Here is a 23,086-nt window from a genome sequence, read left to right as displayed (position 1 = left end):
ACGAGCGATATGAACCGGCAGTGGATCAAGGCCCGTACCGCCATCGCGCTAGGGCTACCGAACATCGGTCGCGCGGTGGGATACCGCGTGGGTGTCCGCCTTGGCGTCAACAAGGTGCGACGCCTGCATGCGGCCGTCCCTGCCGCCCCGTTCTTCGCGGCATCGTCCCTCCCGCCGCTCGATGCGCCAGTGGTTTCCAACTGGGTGCACGAGGCGAAGTGGTTCGGCCGCTGGTCGGTGGCGGTCAGTGATACGCCTCCGGACTGGTTCGCCAATCCCATCACGGGAGCGCGCGTAGCCCGCCCTGAGTTGCCGTGGTGGCAGATCCCCGATTTCGATCCCCAGGTGGGCGATATCAAGGCGATCTGGGAGGCATCGCGGATGGATTGGGTGCTGGCATTCGCACAGCGCGTGCGCCAGGGTGATGCAGCGGCTCTCGCGCGCCTGAACAGCTGGCTGGCTGACTGGAGCAAACGTAATGCTCCGTACATCGGGCCCAACTGGAAGTGCGGCCAGGAAGCGTCGATTCGTGTGATGCACCTGATTGCCGCAGCCATGATGCTGGGTCAGGTGACGGCGATGTTGCCAGGGCTGCGCGCATTGATCGAACTGCATCTGCAGCGTATCGCGCCAACCGTGTCGTATGCGATGGCGCAGGATAACAACCATGGCACGTCCGAGGCCGCAGCGTTGTTTATCGGCGGCACCCTGCTTGCTCAGTACGGTGTGGCGCGCGCGCAAGGCTGGGCAACTGTAGGCCGCAGGATGCTGGAGAACCGCGCCGCCAGATTGATCGGCGAGCAGGGAACGTTCAGCCAGTACTCGGCCAACTACCACCGGCTGATGCTGGATACATTCAGCTGGGCGGAGACATGGCGGCGGCTCGTGAAGGCACCGGCATTCAGCGATACCTGGTATGCGCGAGCGCGCGCGGCCACGGCGTGGCTGCACGCCATGACGGACCCGAAAACCGGCGACGTGCCAAATGTTGGTGCGAACGATGGCGCGCGACTGCTACCGCTGAGCGACTCGCCCTATCGTGATTTCCGGCCCAGCGTGCAACTGGCGATGGCGGTTTTCGGCGGCAAGGCGGTGTATGCAGACTGCGAGAGGGCGATAGCCATGAGCAAGTGGCTCGGCGTGCCAGCGCGTACCGAAAACGCTGCCGAGCCTGGCAACCTGCAGGCCGACGACGGTGGCTTTGCTGTGTTGCGGCAGGGGCCCGCCATGGCATTGTTGCGATACCCGAGGTTCCGCTTCCGTCCGTGCCAGGCCGATGCCCTGCACGTGGATCTCTGGCTGGACGGTGCCAGCCACTTGCGCGACGCGGGTACGTTTAGTTACAACACCGAGCCGCGCTGGCTGGATTATTTCGGCGGCGTGCGCGGTCACAATACGGTGCAGTTCGATGAACGTGAGCAGATGCCGCGCCTCTCGCGCTTTCTGTTCGGCGACTGGCTGAAGACCGAAACGCTGGAGCCGCTGCATGGCGACACCTCCAAGGTCACGATGGCGGCTTCCTATGTCGACCGGCTGGGTGCCCGGCATAACCGGCATTTGTGCCTGGATGAAGCCCAGCTCGAAGTGCGGGACCAGGTCACCGGATTTGCGAAGCGTGCCGTCCTCCGGTGGCGTTTGCGCCCAGGCCAGTGGCGGCTGGAACCCAGCGCCACCGACGCGGGATTCGTGGCGCGCGGCGACCGGGGTGAATGCCTGGCGCTGACGGCTGACGTACCCGTGGTGCGTTGCGAGCTGGTCGAAGGTTGGGAATCTCTGCACTATTTGGAGAAGACGCCGGCGCCTGTGCTGGAACTCGAGATTGATCGAGGCGGCACATTGGTGTCCCGGTACTATTGGACAACATGAAAGTTCTGTATTTCCACCAGCACTTCGTGACGCCGCGCGGCACGGGCGGGATTCGCTCCTATGCGATGGCGCGCCGTCTCGTCGAGAGCGGACACGCCGTCACCATGGTGTGTGGCAGCTTTTCCGGCGGCCACACCGGACTGGATACCCCGTTTGTCGGAGGAATGCGCCGCGGCGTGGTCGATGGCATCGACGTTATCGAACTCGATCTGGCCTATTCGAATAGCGACGGCTTTGTGCGGCGTGCCATGACCTTCCTGAAGTTTGCGATGCGCAGCATCGGGATTGCGTTCACGGAAACCTATGACGTGGTGTTTGCGACGACTACGCCGCTCACTGCCGGCATTCCGGGCATCCTGGCGCGCTGGCTGCGCCGCAAGCGCTTTGTCTTCGAGGTGCGTGACCTCTGGCCCGAGTTGCCGCGCGCGATGGGCGTGATTCGGAATCCGGTTGTGCTGTGGGCCATGGGTGTGCTGGAGTTCGCCAGCTACCGGTCTGCGCACCGGGTGATCGGCCTGTCTCCGGGAATTGTCGAAGGTATTGCACATCGTGGTGTGCCACGCGATCGCATCGCCATGGTGCCGAATGGCTGCGACCTCGGCATCTTCGGTGCTCCGGCCAAGCCCTGGCGTCCGGAGCAGGTGGGCCCCAACGATCTCATGGCTGTGTTTGCCGGCACGCACGGCATGGCAAACGGGCTCGATGCCGTGCTCAATGTCGCTGCGGAACTCAAGCGGCGGGGCCGCAACGATATCAAGATTCTGCTGATCGGGCAGGGCAGGCTAAAACCGGCCCTGGAAGCGCGGGCTGCGCGCGAGCAACTCGATAACGTCGTGTTTCATGCGCCGGTGAACAAAGGAAAGCTTGCGGAACTGATGGCGGCGACCGACATCGGCCTGCAGGTGCTGGCAAATGTGCCGGCCTTCTACTATGGGACGTCACCGAACAAGTTTTTTGACTATATCGCGTCGGGCCTGCCGGTCCTGAACAACTATCCGGGCTGGCTCGCCGAGATGATTGAGAAAAACGCGTGCGGCTTCGCTGTGCCGCCAGCAGATCCGGCTGCCTTTGCCGATGCGCTGGAGCAGGCCGCGAATGATCGTGACGCCTTGAAGAACATGGGTAAGCGTGCGCGCGCACTGGCCGAGAGCGATTTCGATCGGACGTTGCTGGCGGGTCAGTGGCTGCAAACACTGGAAAGTGCGGCACCGCACGGCAGCGTGATGGCGCGACGCTGTGATCTCACATAACGAAGGGGAAAACGTGAGAGGAAATCGCAAGACCAGGGTGATGCTCGTTTTCGGTACACGTCCGGAGGCCATCAAGATGGCCCCGCTGTACCACGCGCTGCAGGCCCTGCCTGAAGAGTTCGAGACGCATTTTTGTGTGACTGCCCAGCATCGCCAGATGCTCGACCAGGTGCTGCGCGTGTTCGACATCAAGCCCGACATCGACCTGAACGTGATGCGGTCGGGACAGGACCTGTATGACGTGACGTCGGCGGTCCTGCTGGGCATGCGCGACGTGCTGCGCGAGCACAAGCCAGATGTCCTGCTGGTGCATGGCGACACCACCACGACGCTGGCATCAGCGATGGCGGCGTTCTATGCGGGTGTTCCAGTCGGCCATGTGGAGGCCGGGCTCCGTACGCACGATGTCTACGCACCGTTCCCCGAGGAGTTCAATCGCCAAGTGGTGAGCCGTGTGACGAAGTGGCATTTTGCGCCCACGGCGTACAGCCGCGAGAACCTGCTGGCCGAGCGTGTGGACCCCGCATCGATTGCCGTGACGGGCAATACCGTCATCGATGCGCTGTTCTGGGTGCTCGACCGGATCGAACAGTCTCCGGAACGGCGCGAAGGCCTGACGGCCCAGCTCGACGCCCAACTGCCCTTTGCCTGGCGCGACGAGCGATTCGTGCTTGTCACCGGCCATCGCCGCGAGAATTTTGGCGACGGATTCCTGCAGATCTGCGATGCGCTGAAATCACTGGCCGAGCGATATCCGGATGTCCATATCGTGTATCCGGTGCATCTGAACCCCAACGTTCAGAAGCCCGTGAATACCATTCTGGCCGGCCTGACCAATGTGCATCTGATCGAGCCGCTGGACTACGAGCCCTTCGTGTACCTGCTCAAGCACGCGCATATCGTGCTGACCGACAGCGGTGGCATTCAGGAGGAAGCGCCCAGCCTTGGCAAGCCGGTGCTGGTGATGCGCGACGTGACGGAGCGCCCCGAGGCTGTGGAGGCCGGCACCGTGCGCCTGGTGGGTGCAAATCGGGATGCGATCATCGCAAACGTGACGGTACTGCTGGATAACGAGGACGAGTACAAGGCCATGGCGCGTGCGCATAATCCGTACGGCGATGGGCAGGCGTGCGAGAAGATCATCAACGTATTGAGGACCTTGCAATGACGAAGAAGACTGTGTGTGTGGTTGGCCTTGGCTATATCGGGCTGCCGACTGCAGCACTGCTGGCCAGCAACGGATTCCAGGTGGTGGGTGTGGATCTGAACGTCCATGCCGTGGAGACGATCAACCAGGGGCGCGTGCATATCGTCGAACCGGACCTGGATGCGTTCGTGCGCTCGGCCGTCACGGCGGGCCGCCTGCAGGCATTCACCACGCCGCGCGCTGCCGATGTGTACATGATCTGCGTACCCACGCCGTTCCACGAAGGCGAAGGCATTCCGCAGCCGAACATCGATTACGTGCTCGCGGCAACGCGGAGCATTGCCGGCCTCGTCAAGGCTGGCGATATGGTGATTCTGGAATCGACCTCGCCGGTCGGTACGACCCAGCGCATGGCGGATGAGCTTGCCGCGGCCGGCGTCGACGTGGCGAACGTGCATATGGCTTATTGCCCCGAGCGCGTGCTGCCCGGCAAGATCATGACCGAGCTCGTCGAGAACGATCGTGTGGTTGGCGGTCTGAAGCCCGAGGACACACACGCTGTGACGGCCTTCTACCGGAGCTTTGTGCGTGGTGCGGTTCTTGAGACCGACGCCAAGACCGCCGAAATGTGCAAGTTGACCGAAAACAGTTTCCGGGACGTGAATATCGCATTCGCCAACGAGCTGTCGATGATCTGCGCGAAGGACGGCATCAATGTCTGGAACCTGATCCAGCTGGCCAATCGTCATCCGCGCGTCAACATCCTGCAGCCGGGCGCTGGTGTTGGCGGCCATTGCATCGCTGTCGATCCCTGGTTCATTGTGTCGCGCGACCCCGAAAACGCCCGGCTGATCCGCTCCGCGCGTGAGGTCAATAACTACAAGACCGAGTGGGCGATCCAGCAGATCAAGGTGGCCGTAGCCGATGCCTCGGCGCGTGTGGCTCGCAAGCCGAAGGTTGCCTGCCTGGGGCTGGCATTCAAGCCGGACATCGACGACCTGCGTGAATCGCCCGCAGTCCATATCGCCACCGCGCTTCAGTCGCAAGGTTATGATGTCGTGGCGGTCGAGCCGAATATCGAGTCGCACGATGCATTCCCGCTGATGTCGCTGGAGGATGCCATGGCCCAGGCCGATGTGCTGGTGGTACTGGTCAAGCATCGCCAGTTCGCCGATGAAGAGGTACGTGCAGCCCTGGCCCGGGCGAATGCGCTCGATTTCTGTGGCGTGCTGATGTAACGCCATCCTGCCTGACCCCGGTGATGGAGAGCGGCCTGCAAGGTCGCCTCCAGTGCCAGTAGCCACAAAAGAATCAGAATTTCTACAAATGAAGCGCCTCTTTGACCTCGTGCTGGCCAGTTTTGCATTGGCGTTGCTCGCCGTTCCCATCCTGGTCCTGATCTGGATGGTGCGCCGCAAGCTGGGCAGTCCCGTGTTTTTCCGCCAGGTCAGGCCGGGACTGCATGGCCAGCCGTTCGAGATGGTCAAGTTTCGCAGCATGACCGATGCGCGGGATGCCGCCGGCAACCTGCTGCCGGATGCGGATCGCCTGCCGACGTTCGGCCGGTTCCTGCGCGGCTCCAGCCTAGACGAGCTTCCTGAGCTCTGGAATGTGATCAAGGGCGAGATGAGCCTTGTGGGTCCGCGTCCGTTGTTGATGGAGTACCTGCCGCTGTACTCGCCGGAGCAGGCGCGCCGCCACGATGTGCGCCCCGGAGTGACTGGATGGGCCCAGGTGAATGGCCGCAATGCGCTGAGCTGGGACGAGAAATTCGCGCTTGATGTCTGGTACGTGAACAATCGCTCGCTGTGGCTGGACATTCGGATTCTCTGGCTAACGGTGCGCAAGGTGCTGGTGCGTGAAGGCATCAGTGCCGCAGGCGAGGCAACGATGTCGAAGTTCACGGGCAACAAGCCATGAAGTCATTGGCGCTGCTTGGCGCAAGTGGCCACGGCAAGGTCGTTGCGGATGCGGCGCTTGCGGCTGGCTGGCAGGAAGTCTTCTTCTTCGATGATGCCTGGCCGTCCCGCACCAGCAACGGTCGCTGGCCCGTGGTCGGAGACAGCGCGGCACTGCTGGCAAGACTGGACGAATTCGATGGCGTCATCGTTGCCGTGGGGAATTGCGAAGCGCGCTGGAAGTTGCAGGGCTTGCTCGAAAATGCTGGTGCCCGGCTCGCCACGGTGGTGCATCCGCGCGCGTATGTGAGTCCGTTTGCAAGTCTGGGTTGTGGCACGGTCGTCATGGCCAATGCCGTGGTCAATGCCGACGCTGTGATAGGGCCAGCCGGCATCGTGAACACCGGTGCAACCGTCGATCACGACTGCACCCTCGGCCATGGGGTCCATATCAGTCCGGGCGCCCACCTGTCGGGCAACGTGACGGTCGGAGACTGTAGTTGGGTTGGCGTGGGTGCCGCAGTACGGCAAGGTATTCAGATTGGGGACAACGTCATGGTTGGTGCCGGAGCGGTGGTGGTCCGCGCGGTGGAAAACGGGGTGACCGTAACAGGCTGCCCGGCGGAACCGCTCACGCGAGCGTGAGCGCCAGGTCTTGACGACGATACTAACGATTGATTCTTCGCACACTTATGCTAAACACCCCTTTTTCCCAATGGCCGAGTTTTACCTCGGAAGAGGCCGATGCCGTTCGCCAGGTATTGTTGTCGAACAAGGTGAACTACTGGACCGGCACGGAATGCCGTGAGTTCGAGCAGGAGTTTGCCAAGTGGACCGGTACGCGCCACGCCATTGCATTGTCCAACGGCACGCTGGCCCTGGACCTGGCGCTCAAGGGACTCGGCATCGGCCCGGGTGACGAAGTTGTGGTGACGCCAAGAACGTTCATTGCCAGCACGTCCTGCGTCGTCAACGCGGGCGCCATTCCCGTGTTTGCGGACGTGGAGGCTGCAAGCGGCAACCTTTCCGCCGAAACCATCGCCCGTGTGCTGACTCCGCGTACCAAGGCCATCATCTGTGTGCATCTGGCCGGTTGGCCGTGCGACATGGACCCGATCATGGAACTTGCCGAGACACATGGACTGAAGGTGATCGAGGATTGTGCGCAGGCTCACGGCGCGTCCTATCGCGGCCGCAAGGTCGGTAGCATCGGTCACGTGGGGGCGTGGAGCTTCTGCCAGGACAAGATCATGACGACCGGCGGAGAGGGCGGCATGGTCACCACCAACGACGAACGCGTGTGGCGTGACATGTGGGCGTTCAAGGACCACGGCAAAAGCTACGAGGCCGTGTACGAACGTCAGCATCCGCCGGGCTTCCGTTGGCTGCATGAGGGATTCGGCACGAACTGGCGCATGCTTGAAATGCAGGCCGTAGTGGGACGTATCCAGTTGCGCCGCATGGCCGACTGGACCGCCCGCCGGACAGCCAATGCCGAGCGCATCTGGAAGGCCGCAGCCCAATCGCCGCTTGTCCGGGTGCCTGCAGTGCCCGACGGCAGTGTTCACGCGCAGTACAAGTGCTACGTCTATGTTCGCCCCGACATGCTCGCCGAGGGCTGGACCCGGGACCGCATCGTCGAGACCATGGTCGCCGCAGGCGTTCCCTGCTATCAAGGCTCATGCTCCGAGGTGTATCTCGAAAAGGCATTTGACGGTACGGGATGGCGTCCTGAAACGCGGCTGCCCGTCGCACGCGAACTTGGCGAGACGAGCCTGATGTTCCTGGTTCATCCGACGCTGAAGGAAAGCGAGATCGGCAAAACGTGCTCGGTGCTGACAGAGGTGTTGGGGCAAGCATGTCGCTGAGTCGGATCGCCACGCCACTGCTGGCACTGCCGCGCCCTGCCAAGCGGCTGGTGGTGGTGGCGCTGGACCTGGTCTTGTCACTCGCCTCGGTCTGGTGTGCGTTCTACCTGCGCACCGAGCAGGTGGGCATGCCGGTATTGCAGCAGCCATACGTCTATCTGATTGCCCCGCTCCTGGCATTTCCGTTTTTTGTGCGGTTCGGCCTGTATCGGGCGATCTTCCGCTATACGGGAATGGCCGCGCTGGCCACGACCGCAAAGGCGGTGGGCTTCTACGGCGTCACGTTCTTCCTTGTACTGGTGCTTTTCACCTGGGAAGGCGTGCCGCGCAGCCTCGGGTTGATCCAGCCCATCCTGTTTCTCCTGTTCGTCGGCGCAAGCCGTGCCGTCGCCAGATACTGGCTGGCCGGTTGGTCGTCGGGGTCGATTGGCGAGGGACGCCTGCTGATTTACGGGGCGGGTGAGGCGGGCGTGCAAACCGCGTCCGCACTGGCCGTGTCGAGGCAGTTTGTATTGTTCGGCTTCATCGATGATGACCGTGCGAAGATTGGCGGGACGATCAATGGCCTGGACATCATGGGCCCCGAGGATGTGGAGAGTGCGGTGGAGCGGATGGGCATCACCGACATCCTGCTGGCTATTCCGTCGATGGATCGTGGCGGGCGCAACGCGATCATCGGACGCCTGCGCGATTTGCCAGTGCATGTCCGTACGCTGCCCGGCATGGCCGATCTGGCATCCGGACGGACTACGGTGCATGATTTCCAGGAACTCGATGTCGAGGATCTGCTGGGCCGGGCACCCGTCGCGCCAAATCCGCATCTGCTGGCCCGCAATCTCGCTGGCAAGGTGGTGCTCGTCACGGGCGCAGGCGGCAGCATCGGCAGCGAATTGTGTCGTCAGATCGTGCTGGAGCGTCCGTGCCAGTTGGTGCTGGTGGAACACAATGAATTCGGGCTGTACGCGATTCATCACGAACTCGTCACACTGTGTGCGGACCATGGGCTGGAAGTGGAACTGTTGCCGCTACTCGCCAGCGTCGGCAACCATGGGCGCATGCGTGAGATTTGCGAGCTGTATCGGCCAGCCACCGTTTATCATGCGGCAGCCTACAAGCACGTACCGCTCGTGGAGTGCAATCCGTCGGAAGGCGTGATGAACAACGTCTTCGGCACGCTGACTGCCGCACGGGTGGCCATGGAGACGGGGGTGTCCCTGTTCGTCCTAGTGTCTACAGACAAGGCGGTACGCCCTACCAATGTAATGGGAGCCACCAAGCGCGTTGCGGAAATGGTGCTCCAGGCAATGTCGGACAGTCCGGTCGTGGCGTTTCCGATACCGGGGGAGGCAAGCGAGCAGGAAGTGTCGAACCAGACGCTGTTCGCCATGGTGCGTTTCGGCAATGTGCTGGGGAGCAGCGGCAGCGTAGTTCCGCTGTTCCGCAAACAGATCCGTCTGGGAGGCCCGGTCACGGTGACGCACAAGGAAGTCACGCGTTATTTCATGACGATTCCGGAGGCTGCCCAACTCGTGCTGCAGGCCGGCGCGATGGCGCACGGCGGCGATGTCTTCGTGCTGGACATGGGGTCACCTGTCAAGATCGTGGACCTGGCGCGCCGCATGGTAAAGCTGTCCGGCCTTACCGTTCGGGACGAGTCCAATCCGGACGGCGATATCGAAATCAGCGTGACGGGTTTGCGCCCGGGCGAAAAGCTCTACGAGGAACTGCTGATCGGCAATAGTCCGGGCGGTACGGAGCACGAGCGGATCATGAAGGCGCACGAGGATTTTGTACCTTGGGCGAAGCTGATGCCGATACTGGCCGAGATGCGCCAGGCGGCGCTGGACAACAATCAGGAAAAAATGAAAAGCCTGCTGCGCACCCTTGTGCAGGGCTACGCTCCGGAGCTTGCAGGTGTGCCGGCCAACGTAGTGCCCATCGAGTCCCGCAAGGCGGGGCGCGTGTAAGCAGGTAATGGGTCGACAGTATTAGTGGAGAGCAGGCATGCAGGTGAGCAAGAAGCTGATCGCGGTGTTGGTGACGACGGCGGTTGGAGCCGCCATCGGCGCCGCATTGGGCTATGGGCCGTTGATCAAGTACAAGTCGGTGGGTGTCATTCACGTGGAGATGACTACCGGCGAATACAAGCGGATCGCCGAGCTGGCGAGTGACGCCGAGACGCTGCGCGAATTCGCCTCGGTGGTGCCCCCGAAAGATGTGACAGGCTACGATCGGGAAAAGCTGGTGCGATCGGTGGTCACCAGCGATTGGCAGACGCCGGTGCCGAAGATCAGCAAGATCGATTCGCGTGAACTGCCCGATCTGATTATCCAGATGGAGCAGGAGCGTTCGCGACAGCGCCAGCGACAGCGAGACAATCCCGATCAGGAACAGGAAGATAAGATTGTAGTCCCGACCTCCTACCTCGGTGTTCGACTTGCCGCGTTGGGTCCGACTCCGACGGAAGCCGCTGCCATTGCAAACTGGCTGGGCAGCTATTTTAAGGATATCGCCACGCGAGAGGCTGTGCGTGACCAAGTGTATCGTTGGTCGGCTCAGAGCCAGGAGTTTTCCGAGCGGGCCGCCGAGCGCGCACTGCAATTCGAATTTGCGATCGAACAGGCGAAGGTGCGTGCCGCTGCGCTGAAGCGAGTGGTTGCCGAGTATCCGGAAGCCGCGCGCCGTGAAGGGTCACAGGTCGTACAGTTGCGACGCGAGAATGAGAAGTTCATTTCTCCGCTTGCACAACTGGTGGGTGCTGAGTCGGAGATCATCGACTATCAGGCCAAACTCAAGGCCCTGGATCGGGAGCAGCAGCAGCAGGCGTTCTTCCGGACGATGTTGAGTGACGTGCAGAGTTCCATTGCTTCGGCGGCCAGTGGCGCCGATAGCGTCGTCAAGCTGTCGGCAGTGCTTGCTGCCCATGCGAAGAACGCGAAGACCGACGCCGAGCGTGAGAAAGCCGCAGCGCTCTCTGCGGATATTTCGCATATCGTGGCGCGCTTCCAGTCGCAGGCACAGTTCCTCGCAAAGCCTTCGATCCCCGGGCGTCCGGAAATGCCGACGCCGCCTCTGGTTTCGTTCGCCTTCGCGGTCTTATTCGGCCTGGTCGGCGCTGCATTCTTCTGGCGCAGAGAAGTCGTTCGATTTATCTCGTCTGGAAGTTTCCGGAAAGACTGACGCATGGTGACCGCATTGCATGCATGCGTGCGGTCACTCTCATAGCTCAAGCAGTGAAAGCCACGATTCGCGAATCCGTTCCAGCGTGAAGGCCGCGGCCGTCTGATGCGCTTTTGCCGACAAGTTCTGCCGCAACGGCTGCGCGTCGGGGCTGGAGAGTTTGATTAGCGCCGTGGCCAGGGCTGTGGTGTCTTCCACGGGCACCACCCAGGAATTTTCCTGATCGCACAGCAGCACTTTCGGCCCGGTTTCACAGTTGGTTGAAATGACGGGCAGGCCGTAGGCCATGGCCTCGATCAACACCAGTCCGAATCCCTCGTATCTAGAGCTCAGGCAGAAAAGCGATGCGGCCTCGTACTCGCGGGGCATGTCATCCGTGGTGCCGGGGAAGATCACCGAACCGTCGGTGATGCCGAGTTCTGCAGCAAGCGCTTCAAGAGCGTGCCGACATTCTCCTTCGCCAACGATCCGCAACTGCCACCCGGGCATGGAACGGCGGGCACTCGCCCATGCGCGCAACAGGACATCGAAGCCTTTGGACGAAGTCAGCCGTCCAACTGCCAGTACAATGCGGCTGTCACCCCCGGGGTCCGGCAACCGAGGGGGCGGCAGCGGAAAAGGCAACGGATTCGGTATGGCCACGAGACTCGCGCGAATCCGGCCGAGGCCGGCTTGCCAGAGCGCCTTGTCCCGTTCGGTGAGCACCACGACTGCCTGCGCCGACATGCCTGCCAGGCGGCGCGCAAATCGTCGTGCCGGCTTGCCAAGATCCTCATTGAAATGACAGTGCTCCCACGCAATCCTCCGCACGTTCAGTCCGAGCGTTGCGGGTAACGTGAACAGTGTCAGCATGGTGTCTACCTCTACCAGAACATCGACGTCGAGCTGCCGAAGAAATCGTCGAATCTGCGTGACGGTGGTCAGGTAGTGTCGCTTGAACGATGGTCGGATATCGAACACGGAGTGATGCACGATATCGGGATGCAATGGAAACACGCTCGCTCGGTCCCACAGGCTCAGTATCAGCACGCGATACCCCCGTTCCGCCAGCGCATTCGCAATGACTGCCGTCATGCGCTCAGCACCGGCGAAGGCGTTCAGCGTGCCGGTCAGGAAGCAGACGGTAGGGTGGCCGGATGCTTTCATGCCGATGCCATTTCACGAGCGGGGCGGTAGCGCCACCAGAATGCCGCACCGAATATCACTGCTACGGCGTTGCCGAGTGCATAGCCGGCGATGGCGCCCCAGCTTCCCATGCGCGGGATCATCATCAGGTCCCATGCGAGGATTGTTGCCAGCACGAGCGCCCACTTGATGGCTACCCAGCGAGGCTTGCGCAAATGCACGAACAGCAGGGTCAGTGCCACATCCGCAAAGACAAGCGCGGACGCCAATGCCGCGACGCGCAGCAACCCCACCGTGGCGCCAAAGGCATGTCCGTACAGCAGCGTAACGATCCACGGTGCGCAAGCGGCGATGGCGAGTCCGCCGGCCAAGCCCAGTCCGCCCAACGCCAATGCGATGCGTCCGATGTTTGCGTGCGCATCGTCCAACCGCTGCTGCGCATAGACATAGCTCGGCGCGATACCCGCCGCGAGAATCGTTGCCAGCATCGTGAAGTTGTCGAGAATCTGCATGCATGCCGCGTAGGCGCCGAACTCGGCGGCGGGTACGGCGGGCTGCAGGATCAATTGGTCCACGCGTCGCGCGCCCATCATGACGATAAAGCTAACCCAGAATAGTGCGCCGGCGCCGAATAGTTGCCTTGCCAGTTGCGGCTCCCATTGGGCGGCGGTGGCGGGTGTCTGCCGGAGATAGTAGCCGGCGAGCAGCGCGGCGAGCACGACCGCTTCCACCGCGAATGCCACCGCGTAGCCGTCTGCGGCTGTGACGTGCATGGCGAACAATGTGCCCACGAGCACCGCCTTGATGGCCAACGCGCCTAGGCTGAACAGAGTGCCGGGCCGATTGTTCGTATGGGCCTGCATCCAGGCGGTGAACACGCCGAAGGGCTCGCGCAGAAGGACGGCGATGCCAAGCCACAGAGCAACATGCCAGCTCTCCGCCACAGGCCCGGTGACCGCGAGGTATGCGCACATCAACATGTAGCCCGCGATGCCACCGGCAAGCCGCAGCACGAATGCGTGCCACAACAGCTGATGCTGCGCAGCGGGGGCGGGTGATGCCACAAGGCGGGGGACGATCACTTCGGCACTGCAGACGAGTGCAAACGATGCGGCAACCAGCACGATCGATTGCGCGTACTGGAAGTGCGCGAAGCCTTCCGGCCCCAGGGCTCGCGCAAGCATGGCCACGACGCCGATACCGACGCTCACCTGCAGGCCGCGCTCGGCCAGCATCCAGAGCAGATTGCCTGCCACGCGCTGGCGCATCAGGCGGTCTCCGTTGCCGGCACTACGGCACCCGAAGGCAGCCGCGCGTAAAGTGCCAGCCAGCGTTGTGCAACCGTGTCGATCGAGAACGTTAAAAGAACGCGGTCCCGGCGCGCGGCTTGCTCGGCATGTGTGCCGCGGCCGTCGCGTAGCGTCTTCGCCAAGGACATGGCCAGCGCTCGTACGTCGCCACGCGGCACCACGGTTCCGAGTTCGCCGACGACTTCGGCTACGCCGGGTGCGTTTGTCGAAACGACAGGGCATCCGCAGGCCAGCGCCTCCACGAGCACCATGGGCAGCCCCTCGACGTTGGATGACAGCGCGAAGGCGTCAGCAGCGTTGAGCAGCGCGGAGATGTCATCGCGCCGCCCCAGCAGGGTCACGCTCGACGCGAGACCGAGCGATGTCACCAGTTCGGATAGCGGCTGCCGCAGCGCGCCGTCGCCGGCGATGAACAGTCTGGCGCGGACAGCGGGATCGATCTGCGCAAACGCGCGGATCAACGTCTCCTGCGACTTCTCCGGCGCCAGCCGGCCAACATTGAGAAGGAGGCGGGTGTTGCCATCGATGCCGAGTTGTGCGCGTGTCGCGTGCCGCAGCGCCGGGTCCGGTTGGAAATGATAGGTGTCGATGCCATTGGGCATCACGACGATGCGCTGCGCGGGCACGGCGCCTGTCGCGATCATGCCCTGACGGCCATCGCTGCTGACATGGGTCGTCAGGCGGGTCCAGCGATCTGTGGCGCGGTACGCCAACATGCGCAGGCGGCCGCCCTCCCGGAAGCTGTGTCCGGTGCAGACCAGTGGCGGACATCGCGTGATGCGGGTCAGCGCACGGGCGAACAGATTTGCATGCACCATGTGGGCGTGCATGACATCGGGCCGCCAGTTGTGGATCAGCGCACGTGCCTGACCCAGGGCCCGGACCATGCCGGCCGGCGTCTTGCGCATGTTGAGTTCCACGACATGCGCATCGACTGGTGGCTCGATCTCACGTCCCGGAGACAAGCTGAGAATGGCAACAGTATGGCCGAGCCGCAGGAACTCGCGGGCCAGCGCCACGACCTGATGCTCGGCGCCACCCACTTTCAATCCGGTGACAACCAGGAGGATGCGCATGGGTGAGTTTGACGAGTGCGGAACGGCTGCCATCAACGCGCGCCGTAGCCGGTCAGCAACGTCCGTACGGTCTTCACTGCGATCAGCAGATCGAGCGCGAACGAGCAATGCTTGACGTAGTACAGGTCATAGCTGAGCTTGGTGACCGTTTCTTCATGCGTGCCGACGTAGCCTTGCTGGACCTGCGCCCAACCAGACAGGCCGGGGCGGACCAGGTGCCGATAGGGGTAGTAGGAAATCGACTCGGTGAACGATTCCACCAACGGTACTTGCTCGGGACGCGGGCCAATGAAGCTCATGTCGCCAACCAGCACGTTCCATAGTTGCGGAATTTCGTCTAGTCGGTACTTGCGGATGACGCGGCCTACACGGGTCACGCGTGGATCCTGCCGTGCGGCGAACTGGGCTGGTCCATGCTTGTCCACGCCCATGCTGCGGAACTTCAGCATGGTGAACGGCTTGCCAAACAGGCCAGTGCGGCGTTGGCGGAACAGTGCGCCGCCATGGCTCTCCATACTTACGGCCACTGCCACCGCAAGGCCCACTGGCACGGCCATCGGCGCAAGCAGCAGGACGGCTACGATGTCGATCAGCCGTTTGACGTTGTCGAACAGGTAATGGTCGGCGTAGTCGTCGAAGAAGTTCTCGTCGATATGGTCCAGCCCAACGCGGCCCGTCAGCATCTCGCCGATCCGCTCCACGGAATACATCCGAAGATGACCCAGGCGATATTCGGTGAGCAGCCGTGTACGCGCGGGATCGGCGGTCATGCCGCGCTCCACCAGGATGCCGTCGCAGTGCATCGCATCCTCGATCGAGCCGATCTGTTCGAAGCGAGTCTTGGTGGGCGGTGTGGCACCGGGCATTGCGATGATGCGATTCAGGTGCTGCAGGGTTTCAGGATCGAGGTAGCCGAACACTGGCACATATTGCTGAACGAAACGGCGATAGCCGAACCAGATCCACGCCAGTGTGGTGAGGTATCCCACCAGCACGGCTCCGCGTGAATACTCGATGTGAAAACCCGCGTAGACGATCAGCAGCACCGCAAAGGGCAGGCTGGTGGCCATGCCAACGATGCTGGTGCCTTCCATGGACGGAAGATGAAGCGCGCGATGCAACAGCAGGAAGGCCGCGAGGTAAGGCAGGATCGACCACAGCAGTGTACGCGGGAACACATATGTGACAAGGCCTGCCTGATGCGCGGCTTCGGACAAGGCCGCGTTGATGCCGAACAGCACCAGCCCAATGGCAGCCCAGCCCAGCATGCGGCTGGCGCGCCGGATCGTCTCCGAGCGCGCAGGGGTGCCTGAACCATGGCGCCGCAAGGATCTGCCGTGCAGGGTATTCATGATGCGGAAACGCGAGGATCGGCACGGCGGATTCCCGCCAGCACGTGTTGATAGACGGCCCAGGTCGCGTCAGCCATGCGCTCCAGGCCATACGCTTGTTCCCACCTGCGCCGGCTGGCCTCACCCGCGACGGCGCGTGCCGACGCATTGCCGGCTGTCTGGAGAATCGCGTCGGCAAAGCCGCGCCGATCGTTGCCCTTCACAAGCACCCCGCACAACCCGTCGCCAACCTGTTCGCGAATACCCGGAAGGTCGCTGGCGATGACAGGGAGACCGGCGCGCATGGCTTCCAGGATCGAAATGGGAAATCCCTCGTGGTCGGAAGCCAACAGGAAAAGCTGCGCACTGGCGAGCAGGGCGGGGATGTTGTCGACGCCGCCCGCAAAACGCACACGCCCCGGCGCCAGTTGGCTGGCGAGTCGCTCAAGGCTGGCGCGCTGCGGTCCATCGCCAGCGATTACCAGTTCGCAGTCGGGCAATTGCGCCGCGGCAAATGCTTCGATCAGGATGTCGGGTCGCTTCGGAGATGCCAATCGCATGACGGTCACCATACGGCGAAGCGGATCGGCCGGATGCGCGCGTTCCGCCACATCGGCAATGCCATTGGGGATCACGCTGATGCGGTCTTCGCGGATCGGCAACCGGTTTGCCATGGCCCGTTCCGCCTCCGCCACGCAGATGAAGTGGCTGGTCAGGGGCGCAAGCAGCCATTCGGCAACGTGCGCGATGGTGCGCTGCTTCCATGGTGCAGCGGGCTTGAAGGCGAAGCCGTGCACCGTATAGACGACGGGTATGCCGAGGAGCCTGCCGGCGATGCGTCCCAGGGCGCTGGCCTTGGCGCTGTGCGTATGCATGAGGTCCGGGGCTGCATCGCGCAGCGCACGCACGAGTTCCCGCAGGGCAGCAACGGCCTTGACCGGCGACAGCGCATTGTCCATGGTCGCCAGCCGGATGGCAGGAATGCCCAACTCGCCAGCCAGATCGAAAAGGGGGCCGTCACCGCCCGCCAGCAGCGTGATATCGGCCTGCCCGCGCAGGGCGCGCAGCAGGTCGGCAACATGGCTCTGGGCGCCGCCAGTCTCGGAATTGGTGATCAGACAGGCGATGCGTGGCCGTTCAGTCGGCGCAATCAAGGGCAAGGGTGGAGGTCTCTGACAGGGGGCATGCGCGGCCGATGCGACGTTCGCCTTCAGCCGCCACGTGACTGGATCGGTTGTTCCGAAGTTGTCCGAAGAAACGTGCGCAGGCGGACCGAAAACCGCTTGAATGGGACGAAAAATTCCTCCAGTAGGGCGGCTGACGGCGATTATAGCGCCTGCGCCACGCGCAATCCGGCACAATACGGTTTTTTGGCGCCCTGCCCGCGCCCCGTCCCGTATTTTTCTTGCTGCGGACGGTATCGCACGATGAACTCTGTCCTCGGGAAGCCACAATGCAAATTGAACCCTCGATCTTCAAGGCCTATGACATTCGCGGCATTGTCGGCAAGACGCTGACGCCGGAAGTGGCCCGTTTCATTGGCCTGTCATTTGGCTCGGCCGCCGTAGAACTTGGCGAAAAGGCCGTCGTGGTCGGCCGCGATGGCCGGCTGTCCGGCCCCGACCTGCTGGGCGGACTGGTGGAGGGCCTGCGGGCCGCCGGGCTGGACGTGATCGATGTTGGCATGGTTGCCACGCCGATGGTGTATTTCGGCACCAACATCGAGCTCGATGGCCGTCGCGCCACATCGGGGATCATGGTCACCGGTAGCCACAATCCACCCGACTACAACGGTTTCAAGATGGTGCTTGGTGGCAAGGCCATCTATGGCGACCAGATCCAGGCACTGCGCCAGCGCATCGAGGCCGGCAATTTCACGAAGGGTGGCGGCAGCTACAAGCTCGTCGATATCCGCCAGCAGTATCTCGACCGTATCCTCGGCGACATCAAGCTGGCCCGTCCCATGAAGATCGCCCTCGATGCCGGTAACGGCGTGGCGGGTGCCTTCGTGGGCGACCTGTTCCGGGGTCTCGGTTGCGAGGTGGTGGAGTTGTTCTGCGATGTCGATGGTCATTTCCCGAACCACCATCCGGACCCGGCGCATGTGGAGAATCTGCAGGATTTGATGCAGAGCCTGCGCGAGACTGACTGCGAGCTTGGGCTGGCCTTCGATGGCGATGGCGACCGGCTGGGCGTGGTGACCAAGGATGGCCAGGTCATTTTCCCCGATCGTCAGTTGATGCTGTTCGCCGAGGAGATCCTTTCTCGCAATCCCGGTCAGCAGGTCATCTACGACGTGAAATGCACGGGCAAGCTGGCACCGTGGATTCGCGAGCATGGCGGCGAGCCGCTGATGTGGAAGACGGGCCATTCGCTGGTCAAGGCCAAGCTCAAGGAAACTGGCGCGCCAATCGCCGGCGAGATGAGCGGCCACGTGTTCTTCAAGGACCGCTGGTACGGTTTCGATGATGGCCTGTACACGGGCGCGCGCCTGCTGGAAATTCTCTCGCGCCACGCCGATCCGAGCGCTGTGCTCAATGCGCTGCCGAACTCGAACTGCACGCCTGAGTTGCAATTGAAGGTGGCCGAGGGCGAGGCGTTCACGCTGCTCGACAAGATCCGCGCCAATGCCAAGTTCGACGGTGCGAAGGAAGTCATCACCATCGATGGCGTGCGCGTGGAATATCCCGATGGCTTCGGCCTGGCCCGACCCTCCAACACAACGCCCGTGGTGGTTATGCGCTTCGAGGCGGACAACGATGCCGCGCTGGCCCGTATCCAGGCCGAATTCAAGCGCGTAATCCTTGCAGAAAAACCGGATGCAAAGCTCCCGTTCTGAGTCCGTGGGACAGACTTCGGTGACGTCGCCGGCGCCAGTGGCGCCGGTTTCGTCATTTGCCTTGCCCGCACGGCCGCGCATCCTGATCGTCAAGGTCTCGTCGCTGGGCGATGTCGTGCACAACATGCCGCTCGTGCATGACCTGCGCGCACGCTGGCCCGAGGCCGAGATCGACTGGGTGGTGGAAGAGGGCTACGTCGATCTCGTGAAGCTGTTGCCCGAAGTGCGCCGCGTGATTCCGTTCGCGCTGCGCCGCTGGCGCAAGGGTTTCTGGAAGGGTGAGACCTGGGCGGAAGTTGGTGCGATGCGCGCGGCCATTCGCGAACACGCTTATGACGCCGTGCTCGAAACCCAGGGTTTGCTGAAGACCGCCATCGTTGCGCGCAGTGCGTCGCGCACGCGTAGCGCGCCGATCGTCGGTTTGGGCAATGCGACGCAAGGCTCCGGTTACGAGCCTGCCGCGCGGCTGTTCTATACCGCCCCGGTCAAGGTTCCGCGCCAGACGCATTCCGTGCAGCGCTCGCGTTTGCTCGGCGCGGCCCTGACCGGTGCCACGCCCGCCGAACCGCCCGCGTTCTTCGGACCATCGGCGCAAACGCTGCATGTCGATGATCCGCTGTGGGCCGATCTGCCTGCGCGATTCGCGGTCTGCTTTCATGCCACGGCGGGCGCGAAGAAGCGCTGGCCCGTCGCGCATTGGCATGACCTCGGCAAAAAGCTTCACGCCGAAGGACTGACCGTGCTGCTGCCGTGGGGCAGCGAATCGGAGCGGCGCGATGCCGAGGCACTGGCCGCAGGCATGCCCGGCGCGCAGGTGCTGCCGCGTTTCTCGGTGATGCAGGGATTCGGGCTGATCAATCGGGCCGAGGTCGTAATCGGCGTGGATACGGGTCTCGTGCATATCGCGGCTGCGCTCTGCCGGCCGACCGTCGAAATCTACACCGCCACCTGGCGATGGAAGACCGAAGGCTACTGGTCCGACCGCATTGCCAATGTGGGCGACGACGGTCAGGTGCCGTCAGTCGATGATGTCTACGCCGCTGCGCGGCGCGTGCGCGGAGCGAGTGTTTGATGTTGCGCTGGATTTATACATTGCTGTGGCTGGTCATCCTGCCCGTGGCGCTGCTGCGTCTGGTCTGGCGCTCGCGCAAGGAACCCGGTTACGTGCATCACGTGGGCGAGCGGCTGGGGCAGTACGAAGGCATCCCTGCTGCAGGACCGTGGCTCTGGGTGCATGCGGTATCCGTCGGCGAGACGCGCGCCGCGCAACCGCTGATCGATTCGCTGCTGGCCGCCTATCCGGGCCACCGTCTGCTGCTCACACACATGACGCCGACGGGCCGCCAGACCGGCGCGCAACTCTATGGCGACAATCCACGCGTGCAGCAGTGCTACCTGCCTTATGACATGCCGTGGCTGGTGCGCCGTTTCCTGTCCTACTTCCGGCCCGAAGCGGGGATGATCATGGAGACCGAGGTGTGGCCGAACCTCGTTCACGTGACCCGTCGCGCTGGTGTGCCGTTGTTTCTGGTCAATGCCCGGTTGTCGCCGCGCAGCTATCGACGGACGGCCCGTTTCGGCGGCGCGGCGGCGGCGTTGTATAACGATTTCTCGATGGTGCTGGCGCAGACCGCAGGCGATGCCGAGCGGTATCGCGCGCTCGGCGTCAGGTCCGTGCAGATCACGGGCAACCTGAAGTTCGACATGCAGCCGCCGGACACCGGCATCGCGCGTGGCCAAGCGTTGCGACAGGCGCTGGGTGGCCGTCAGGTGCTCGCGGCAGCGAGTACGCGAGAGGGCGAGGAACCGTTGATTCTCGAAGCGTTCTCGCGCTGGCCCGGCAAGCAGCGGCCGCTGTTGTTGCTGATACCGCGCCATCCGCAACGGTTCGATGAAGTGGCTGGCATGGCAACGCGCTCGGGCTTCTCCGTGCAGCGACGCAGCGCCCTCCACATCGACAGCGCCGGGGCAGAAGTCAATGCAGACGTGCTGCTGGGCGACTCCATGGGCGAGATGGCGATGTACTACGCGGCATCTGACATTGCCTACATCGGCGGTAGCCTGATTCCGCTCGGCGGACAGAATTTGATTGAAGCTTGCGCCATTGGCACCCCCGTGTTGATGGGGCTGCATACGTTCAACTTCGCACAAGCTACCGAGGATGCCATTGCGGCCGGCGCCTGCCTGCGCGTGGCCAATGCCGACGAACTCATGGCCGCTGCGGCCGGCGTGCTGGACGACCCATCGCGCCTCGCGGAGATGCGCGCCAATGCCCTGACATTCGCTGGTCTGCACCGCGGTGCGACGGCCAGGACACTTGGGATGCTCGCGCGAGTGTTGCGCTAAGACCCGCTAAGTCCCGGACACATTGAGTCGATCCGCTACAATTGCCGGTCGGTGTAAATGCATCAAACATAAGACAAATGAAAATGATGGGCGGAAAGACGCTTCGTAAGCTGGTATTGACTTCCCTTTCGTTGGCGATGCTCGGCGGAGCCGAGGCAGGTGTCGGGCTCGTTAATGTCGAGCCTGCCTCGATCCGGCAAAACGGCAGCCGCGTCAGCATCGATCTGGGCAAGGTATGGTTTGGCAATATCGAGATCAATGCGGGGATCTCGAATGCGGGGCGTTCCGTGTCGCTGATCATGAAGGAAAGCAGTCAGCCGGGACCGCTTCCGAGCACCGGCCCAGAAGCCATTGGCGTGCGTTTCTTCAAGTCCGACCTTACGCTGCGTGAGGGGACGAACAAGCCAGTGCTGCGTGAAGAGGACAAGCGCCTCATGCCGCCGGAAGTGGGCGCGGTCATGCCGTTCCGGTATATCGAGATCGACGGGTGGCAGGGTGCTTTCTCGAAGGCGAATATCCAGGTCAAGGCAGCCGTAGCAGACACGTGGCAGGAACGTGGCAGGATGGTCTTTTCAGGAAGCGCCGACGCCTACTGGCTGAACCGGATCTGGAGCCTTTCGTCCCACACGATGGCGGCCACGAGTTTTGCGGACATCTTTGTCGATGGAGACCGTGAGCGCCTTCCCTACGAGGCGGATGGCTACATCAATCAGCTTGGCTGGTATGCCACTGCCGGGGAATCATCGGTGCCCCGACGTACATTCGAATGGTTGATCGAGAATCCCAACTGGCCGACCGAATGGCAGTCCCACATGATCTTCATGGCCTGGGCGGACTACATGCACACGGGGGACATCGCATTCCTCCGAAAGCACTACGACCGTCTGGGTTTTCTGACGCTGCACGACCTCATCGGCCCGAACGATCTGATCAGCACGAAGAATATTACCGAGCGCTTCAAGAAGGAGTCGCGTCTGACTTATCCGATGGGCGATATCGTCGACTGGCCCAAGAACCAGCGCGACGGTTATGTCATGGGGGACGTGAACGCGGCTACAAATGCCATGGCGTATCAGGGCTTCGTGCTCATGGCGAAAATTGCGAAGGTGCTTGATAAGTCCGAAGATGAGCAACGCTGGCAAGCCGATGCGAAGCGAATCCGAACTGGATTGGAAAGATTGAGGCTTGCAAACGGATTTTATGCGGATAGTCCGGGTACGCAGCATACCTCCGCGCATAGCATTTTCTTGCCGCTGGCCTACGGTCTCGTCGAGGGAGCAGACAAGGCGCGGTATATCCGTAGACTCAACACAGTGATCAACGGGAAATTTCGCGGTGGTTTTCCCGGTTCGGTCTATACGGCGCCATATCTCCTGGAAGCACTGTTCGAAAACGGCCAGGATGACCTGGCAGTGGCGCTCATTCTGAACAACTCGGATCGCGGATGGCGGAACATGCTCCAGAAGTACGAGGCAACCGTGGCTCACGAAGCATGGGATGTGAAATTCAAGGATAACGAAGACTGGACGCATGCCTGGGGTGCCGCGCCAGCGTACATCCTTCCGCGGTATTTGCTTGGCGTTCAGCAACTGGTGCCGGGATGGGCGCGGTGGCGCATTCGTCCGTCCAAGGCGCTCAATGCGAGCGTGGAAGCGTGGCTGCCACTGCCCCAGGGCACGGCGTACGTGAAGCTCGACAAGAACAACGGCACGGCTACTGTGCGGGTGCCTGCGGGAACGGTTGCGGAATTCGTCGACGGTGGCGAGACCCGGAACCTTACGGCAGGTGAGCACGAGGTCCGCTGGAAATCGTATCGCTGAGATTAGCACGGCGCCACGGCCATGCATCGG

At 62.6% G+C, this 23,086-nt stretch carries 18 protein-coding genes; 13 read left to right on the top strand and 5 right to left on the bottom strand.

Features of this window, described 5'->3' with window-relative positions:
* The first annotated feature begins 9 nt into the window (after nt 1–9).
* The 9 genes from GA566_RS12265 (at nt 10) to GA566_RS12225 (ending at nt 11,209) form a co-directional block, all read left to right on the top strand.
* On the top strand, nt 10–1,866 hold the full coding sequence (locus GA566_RS12265; RefSeq protein ID WP_137927246.1) for a heparinase II/III-family protein: 1,857 nt from the start codon (nt 10–12) through the stop codon (nt 1,864–1,866).
* Nucleotides 1,863–3,116: a glycosyltransferase family 4 protein gene (locus tag GA566_RS12260; RefSeq protein ID WP_160472876.1), complete on the top strand. Its 1,254-nt coding sequence runs from the start codon at nt 1,863–1,865 to the stop codon at nt 3,114–3,116. The genes GA566_RS12265 and GA566_RS12260 overlap by 4 nt, the downstream gene beginning before the upstream one ends.
* 40 nt (nt 3,117–3,156) lie before the next feature.
* A complete protein-coding gene (gene wecB, locus GA566_RS12255; protein WP_137927244.1) occupies nt 3,157–4,284 on the top strand; it encodes a non-hydrolyzing UDP-N-acetylglucosamine 2-epimerase in 1,128 nt (375 codons plus the stop codon).
* Entirely contained in the window at nt 4,281–5,501 is a 1,221-nt protein-coding gene (gene wecC / locus GA566_RS12250) for a UDP-N-acetyl-D-mannosamine dehydrogenase (protein WP_137927243.1), read from the top strand. Before wecB ends, wecC begins: the two co-directional genes overlap by 4 nt.
* Nucleotides 5,502–5,589: 88 nt before the next feature.
* Nucleotides 5,590–6,183, top strand: a complete 594-nt coding sequence (locus GA566_RS12245) for a sugar transferase (protein WP_137927242.1) — start codon at nt 5,590–5,592, stop codon at nt 6,181–6,183.
* Entirely contained in the window at nt 6,180–6,806 is a 627-nt protein-coding gene (locus tag GA566_RS12240; RefSeq protein ID WP_137927241.1) for an acetyltransferase, read from the top strand. Before GA566_RS12245 ends, GA566_RS12240 begins: the two co-directional genes overlap by 4 nt.
* 47 nt (nt 6,807–6,853) lie before the next feature.
* The gene (locus GA566_RS12235; protein ID WP_137927240.1) at nt 6,854–8,029 is read left to right on the top strand and encodes a DegT/DnrJ/EryC1/StrS aminotransferase family protein; all 1,176 of its coding nucleotides are present in this window, start codon (nt 6,854–6,856) and stop codon (nt 8,027–8,029) included.
* Nucleotides 8,020–9,996 carry a nucleoside-diphosphate sugar epimerase/dehydratase gene (locus GA566_RS12230; RefSeq protein WP_160472875.1) on the top strand — a complete coding sequence of 659 codons (1,977 nt, stop codon included), beginning with the start codon at nt 8,020–8,022 and terminating at the stop codon, nt 9,994–9,996. The genes GA566_RS12235 and GA566_RS12230 overlap by 10 nt, the downstream gene beginning before the upstream one ends.
* 37 nt (nt 9,997–10,033) lie before the next feature.
* On the top strand, nt 10,034–11,209 hold the full coding sequence (locus GA566_RS12225; RefSeq protein WP_137925099.1) for a hypothetical protein: 1,176 nt from the start codon (nt 10,034–10,036) through the stop codon (nt 11,207–11,209).
* Between the two features lie 39 nt (nt 11,210–11,248).
* Here the strand turns inward: GA566_RS12225 and GA566_RS12220 are convergent, their stop codons facing one another.
* From GA566_RS12220 to GA566_RS12200, 5 genes are read right to left on the bottom strand one after another with little or no spacing between them, the layout of a single operon-like run.
* The gene (locus GA566_RS12220) at nt 11,249–12,355 is read right to left on the bottom strand and encodes a glycosyltransferase family 4 protein (protein WP_137925100.1); all 1,107 of its coding nucleotides are present in this window, start codon (nt 12,353–12,355) and stop codon (nt 11,249–11,251) included.
* Nucleotides 12,352–13,602, bottom strand: a complete 1,251-nt coding sequence (locus GA566_RS12215) for a lipopolysaccharide biosynthesis protein (protein WP_137925101.1) — start codon at nt 13,600–13,602, stop codon at nt 12,352–12,354. The genes GA566_RS12220 and GA566_RS12215 overlap by 4 nt, the downstream gene beginning before the upstream one ends.
* On the bottom strand, nt 13,602–14,720 hold the full coding sequence (locus tag GA566_RS12210) for a glycosyltransferase (RefSeq protein WP_137925102.1): 1,119 nt from the start codon (nt 14,718–14,720) through the stop codon (nt 13,602–13,604). Before GA566_RS12210 ends, GA566_RS12215 begins: the two co-directional genes overlap by 1 nt.
* 32 nt (nt 14,721–14,752) lie before the next feature.
* The gene (locus GA566_RS12205) at nt 14,753–16,072 is read right to left on the bottom strand and encodes an exopolysaccharide biosynthesis polyprenyl glycosylphosphotransferase (protein ID WP_370459292.1); all 1,320 of its coding nucleotides are present in this window, start codon (nt 16,070–16,072) and stop codon (nt 14,753–14,755) included.
* Complete coding sequence (locus tag GA566_RS12200) at nt 16,069–17,211, bottom strand: glycosyltransferase family 4 protein (protein WP_137925103.1); 1,143 nt, start codon at nt 17,209–17,211, stop codon at nt 16,069–16,071. Before GA566_RS12200 ends, GA566_RS12205 begins: the two co-directional genes overlap by 4 nt.
* 293 nt (nt 17,212–17,504) lie before the next feature.
* On the opposite strand from GA566_RS12200, the gene GA566_RS12195 reads away from it, so the two are divergent.
* The 4 genes from GA566_RS12195 to GA566_RS12180 all read left to right on the top strand — a co-directional run bounded on the left by GA566_RS12195 (nt 17,505) and on the right by GA566_RS12180 (nt 23,056).
* Nucleotides 17,505–18,890: a phosphomannomutase/phosphoglucomutase gene (locus GA566_RS12195; protein WP_137925104.1), complete on the top strand. Its 1,386-nt coding sequence runs from the start codon at nt 17,505–17,507 to the stop codon at nt 18,888–18,890.
* Nucleotides 18,871–19,962, top strand: a complete 1,092-nt coding sequence (waaC, locus tag GA566_RS12190) for a lipopolysaccharide heptosyltransferase I (RefSeq protein ID WP_137925105.1) — start codon at nt 18,871–18,873, stop codon at nt 19,960–19,962. Before GA566_RS12195 ends, waaC begins: the two co-directional genes overlap by 20 nt.
* Complete coding sequence (gene waaA, locus GA566_RS12185) at nt 19,962–21,236, top strand: lipid IV(A) 3-deoxy-D-manno-octulosonic acid transferase (protein ID WP_160472874.1); 1,275 nt, start codon at nt 19,962–19,964, stop codon at nt 21,234–21,236. The genes waaC and waaA overlap by 1 nt, the downstream gene beginning before the upstream one ends.
* 77 nt (nt 21,237–21,313) lie before the next feature.
* A complete protein-coding gene (locus tag GA566_RS12180; RefSeq protein ID WP_137925107.1) occupies nt 21,314–23,056 on the top strand; it encodes a family 78 glycoside hydrolase catalytic domain in 1,743 nt (580 codons plus the stop codon).
* Nucleotides 23,057–23,086: the final 30 nt, after the last annotated feature.

Origin of the sequence: Cupriavidus sp. SW-Y-13, assembly GCF_009793345.1 — a bacterium.
In the GTDB taxonomy this organism is placed as follows: domain Bacteria; phylum Pseudomonadota; class Gammaproteobacteria; order Burkholderiales; family Burkholderiaceae; genus Cupriavidus.
The sequence above is the reverse complement of the archived record's forward strand: the minus strand, read 5'-3'. Positions and strand labels throughout refer to the sequence as shown.

Excerpts from the sequence above, each read along its gene's own strand:
- GA566_RS12265 (WP_137927246.1), top strand. The coding sequence starts at position 10 with ATGAACCGGCAGTGGATCAAGGCCCGTACCGCCATCGCGCTAGGGCTA.
- GA566_RS12260 (WP_160472876.1), top strand. The coding sequence starts at position 1,863 with ATGAAAGTTCTGTATTTCCACCAGCACTTCGTGACGCCGCGCGGCACG.
- wecB (WP_137927244.1), top strand. The coding sequence starts at position 3,157 with ATGCTCGTTTTCGGTACACGTCCGGAGGCCATCAAGATGGCCCCGCTG.
- wecC (WP_137927243.1), top strand. The coding sequence starts at position 4,281 with ATGACGAAGAAGACTGTGTGTGTGGTTGGCCTTGGCTATATCGGGCTG.
- GA566_RS12245 (WP_137927242.1), top strand. The coding sequence starts at position 5,590 with ATGAAGCGCCTCTTTGACCTCGTGCTGGCCAGTTTTGCATTGGCGTTG.
- GA566_RS12240 (WP_137927241.1), top strand. The coding sequence starts at position 6,180 with ATGAAGTCATTGGCGCTGCTTGGCGCAAGTGGCCACGGCAAGGTCGTT.
- GA566_RS12235 (WP_137927240.1), top strand. The coding sequence starts at position 6,854 with ATGCTAAACACCCCTTTTTCCCAATGGCCGAGTTTTACCTCGGAAGAG.
- GA566_RS12230 (WP_160472875.1), top strand. The coding sequence starts at position 8,020 with ATGTCGCTGAGTCGGATCGCCACGCCACTGCTGGCACTGCCGCGCCCT.
- GA566_RS12225 (WP_137925099.1), top strand. The coding sequence starts at position 10,034 with ATGCAGGTGAGCAAGAAGCTGATCGCGGTGTTGGTGACGACGGCGGTT.
- GA566_RS12220 (WP_137925100.1), bottom strand. The coding sequence starts at position 12,355 with ATGAAAGCATCCGGCCACCCTACCGTCTGCTTCCTGACCGGCACGCTG.
- GA566_RS12215 (WP_137925101.1), bottom strand. The coding sequence starts at position 13,602 with ATGCGCCAGCGCGTGGCAGGCAATCTGCTCTGGATGCTGGCCGAGCGC.
- GA566_RS12210 (WP_137925102.1), bottom strand. The coding sequence starts at position 14,720 with ATGCGCATCCTCCTGGTTGTCACCGGATTGAAAGTGGGTGGCGCCGAG.
- GA566_RS12205 (WP_370459292.1), bottom strand. The coding sequence starts at position 16,072 with ATGAATACCCTGCACGGCAGATCCTTGCGGCGCCATGGTTCAGGCACC.
- GA566_RS12195 (WP_137925104.1), top strand. The coding sequence starts at position 17,505 with ATGCAAATTGAACCCTCGATCTTCAAGGCCTATGACATTCGCGGCATT.
- waaC (WP_137925105.1), top strand. The coding sequence starts at position 18,871 with ATGCAAAGCTCCCGTTCTGAGTCCGTGGGACAGACTTCGGTGACGTCG.
- waaA (WP_160472874.1), top strand. The coding sequence starts at position 19,962 with ATGTTGCGCTGGATTTATACATTGCTGTGGCTGGTCATCCTGCCCGTG.
- GA566_RS12180 (WP_137925107.1), top strand. The coding sequence starts at position 21,314 with ATGAAAATGATGGGCGGAAAGACGCTTCGTAAGCTGGTATTGACTTCC.